Source organism: Clostridiales bacterium (assembly GCA_017961515.1).
Classification (GTDB): domain Bacteria; phylum Bacillota; class Clostridia; order Acetivibrionales; family RGIG10202; genus RGIG10202.
The window spans coordinates 1-3,177 of sequence record JAGCXC010000035.1 but is presented as its reverse complement, the minus strand read 5'-3'; the positions used below and the strand labels follow the sequence as shown (position 1 = coordinate 3,177).

The window sequence follows — 3,177 nt, the reverse complement described above, 5'->3', positions numbered from 1 at the left end:
TTTGCACCATGTTTAAGCAAAAGCTTTACTATATCATACTCTCCTTTTCTACATGCATTAATCAATGGCGTATTCCCGTCTAGCGTCCCATGTTCTCCATCTGCACCATGTTCAAGCAAAAGTCTTACTATAGTATAATAACCTCTCTTACATGCATCAATCAATGCTGTATATCCATATGGAGGAACTTCATGTTCTATATTTGCATCTGCTTTAATCAAAAGTTTTGCAATATCAACATAACCTTCCTGACACGCTACATTTAACGCACTAAATCCTCCTTTATTTTCATGGTCTACTTTTGCACCATGTTCAAGCAAAAGCTTTACTATATCATACTCTCCTTTTCTACATGCATTAATCAATGGCGTATTCCCGTCTAGCGTCCCATGTTCTATATCTGCACCATGTTCAATCAAAAGTCTTACTATAGTACTATGTCCTATTCTACATGCATCAATCAATGCTATATATCCATGTGGAGGAACTTCATGTTCTATATTTGCACCCTTTTTTAACAATAACTCTACTATTCCTACATATCCTTTCGTACTCGCTTGGTATAATAAAGTACATCCATATTTGTCACATACATTTACATTTACTCCTTTATCTAATAACCTCTTCACTTCTTCTATGTCATTATCCATACATGCAGAAAATATCTTCTCTTTTCTTTCCTCTAACTCATCCTCAATAATCTTCTTAAGTTCACATAATTTTGGAGTACATTTTTTTAAATTCTCCTGCAATGATATTTTTTCCTTTAATAATTCTAAAATTTTATTTTCAAAGTTAATTTTCTTGTTATAAAGTAAACTTTCTATATTTAAACTTTCACTTTTTAACATCTCTTCTACAATATCGATATTTCCATCTGCACATGCTATATACAATAAGTTATTCTTTTTATAAATACCTAAGCTTACATCTGCCCCTTTCTGTATCAAAAATTTTACTAGATCTTTATGCCCCTTAACATATGCATTAATCATTGCAGTAAAACCCTTTTCAGTGAATTCGTCTATATCTGCTCCCTTCGATATCAGTAACGAAACAATATTTTTATTTCCCTTATCACAAGCTATATACAACGCTGTCTCTCCTTTTTTAGTTAATGCATTTATATCAATTTTAGTTTTTTCTAGTAATTTCGCAACAATTTTCTCATTCCCATTACTGCACGCTCTATGTAGTGGAGTATATCCATATATATCTCTACAATTTAAATTTACACCATAAGAAAGCAATAACTCAACAATTTCGATATTCCCTTGTTGACATGCCATAATTATTGGAATAAACTCGGTTCCATCCTTTTCATTTACATTTGCTCCTCTGTCTAATAACATCTTAGCTAACTTAACGTTACCATTATGGCATACCACATTCAAAGGGGTATATCCGCTATTATTAGTACAATTAACATCTACATCATATGAAAGTAATAATTTAATAGCTTCCTCATATTCTTTAAAACATGCCTCTATTAGCGGAGTAGTTCCATAATTATCTCTTTTATTTATGTTCGCATCTTTCCGTAACAAAAACTCAATCATTTGTATATTTCCCATCTCACATGCTATGTGTAACATAGTTCTCCCCAAATCGTCACTTACATTTACATCTACTCCTTGGTTTAATAATCTATCTACCCTCACTAAATCTTTAGCTACACTTGCTTCAAATATCTCATTTGTACAATCTTCCATTCAATTCAACTCCCTTTTCAAATAAAACTATAATTTAGTACATTTATTATATAGTAAGTTTTATTTTTCATCAACTTTTTGTTGATAATTTGTTGTTGATTGTATAAGACAACAAATTAGTGCTTGCTAATTCTATATCTGCATGATAATATATATGTACATACGAACAGAAACCACTTAAGTCACGAGCTACCAAAAGTAGACTGTCCAGTTGACTTAGAGTGATATGCTGACAAATGGCATAATTAATTTATTTTTTTAGAAAGGTGGTATGATTATGTACGGTGTTATTTACATTATTTGTTTTCCTCATAATGGAGATCCTGAAATGCAGTCATTAGAGTTATTTAACTCATATGATGAGGCTGAAAAAAGAACACAAGAAATTGTAAAAGAATTTATAGAAAACTATGATGAAGATTATATCCAATATGCTACTCCTGAAAAACCTGTTACAATTATGTCCAACGGTGAAGTTACTGCTTATGCCTATATTGAGAAAGTAAGCAATAATGCTTAGTTGGATATGTTAATATTCAAAGTAAATGCAACCCCCAATAGAAAAAATTTTGCACTTACTTTGAAGATGTTGCATTCAGTTTGACAATTAACCCTTCTCTATTTTAGATGTTCCATATGTTTCTGTATTCAATATTTTACTATAAGGGAAACCTTTCTTTTTTCTTGCTTTTTTACTGCTCCAACCGTTGTTTGTTTTCTGCTGTTATTGTAACTCTTCCCGTTGCTTTTTTTAAAATATTAGCAAATCCATAGTAGCTTCCTTCTGGAACTTCAAATTCATATGTATTATATCCTTCAACTATTTGTTCAATGTCTTTTCCATTCAGCAAATCTAATAATTCTCCAATTGTTTCTTTTCCTGTTTGTGGTGTTTTCTGTTTTCCCAACTTGATTTTTATTGATCCTTTTTCTAAATAAGATTTTATTACTATTTTTTCCCCTTCCTTTACTTCTACACCAATACTACCGCCACTTTTTTCCCTTACTTTGTTTACTATGATTTCTGAACTTCCACCCATATGATTAAACGATCCACTACCTCTATTAATGTATCCATACCACACTACACCAATTGTACAAATAACCGCCGCTAAAACTACTCCTATAATTAGCTTCTTTCTCATACTTAATCCCTCCTACAGATATTTCACATCCTAAATTTAAGCCGTGACATCCTCCCCCACCTACACCTCAAATTTTTGTCATAAAATTCTCGGTGTGGAGGTGGGGGCTTCCTTTTGCACTTACTCATGCAAACAGTCGGTTCTCCTTCGATAGCACTAATGTGCTAAGACAGTACGAACTAACCCCGCAAGCCCTGCGGTTCTTTATTTCCTATGTTAAGGCATTTACTATTCTCATGCCCTCATTTCTAATATTTATCGCAGCATTTGTATCCCTATCATGATACTTACCACAGTCAGGACAAGTCCACGACCTAACA

The 3,177-nt window shown here is 32.4% G+C and carries 4 protein-coding genes; 1 reads left to right on the top strand and 3 read right to left on the bottom strand.

Features of this window, described 5'->3' with window-relative positions; all coding sequences use genetic code 11:
- Window positions 1-1,712, bottom strand: a 1,712-nt coding sequence (locus tag J6Y29_02430; protein ID MBP5426738.1) for an ankyrin repeat domain-containing protein, incomplete at its 3' end; no start/stop codon positions are given.
- A gap of 271 nt (window positions 1,713-1,983) precedes the next feature.
- Between J6Y29_02430 and J6Y29_02425 the strand changes: the two genes are divergently transcribed.
- Entirely contained in the window at window positions 1,984-2,232 is a 249-nt protein-coding gene (locus J6Y29_02425) for a hypothetical protein (protein ID MBP5426737.1), read from the top strand.
- A 172-nt stretch (window positions 2,233-2,404) separates the two neighbouring features.
- Here the strand turns inward: J6Y29_02425 and J6Y29_02420 are convergent, their stop codons facing one another.
- The gene (locus tag J6Y29_02420) at window positions 2,405-2,857 is read right to left on the bottom strand and encodes a hypothetical protein (protein MBP5426736.1); all 453 of its coding nucleotides are present in this window, start codon (window positions 2,855-2,857) and stop codon (window positions 2,405-2,407) included.
- Between the two features lie 211 nt (window positions 2,858-3,068).
- Window positions 3,069-3,177: transposase (locus J6Y29_02415; GenBank protein ID MBP5426735.1), on the bottom strand; the 109-nt coding region annotated here is incomplete at its 5' end.

Bases quoted from the DNA above. Each gene is read 5' to 3' on its own strand.
- J6Y29_02420 (MBP5426736.1), bottom strand. From the start codon at position 2,857: ATGAGAAAGAAGCTAATTATAGGAGTAGTTTTAGCGGCGGTTATTTGT.
- J6Y29_02425 (MBP5426737.1), top strand. From the start codon at position 1,984: ATGATTATGTACGGTGTTATTTACATTATTTGTTTTCCTCATAATGGA.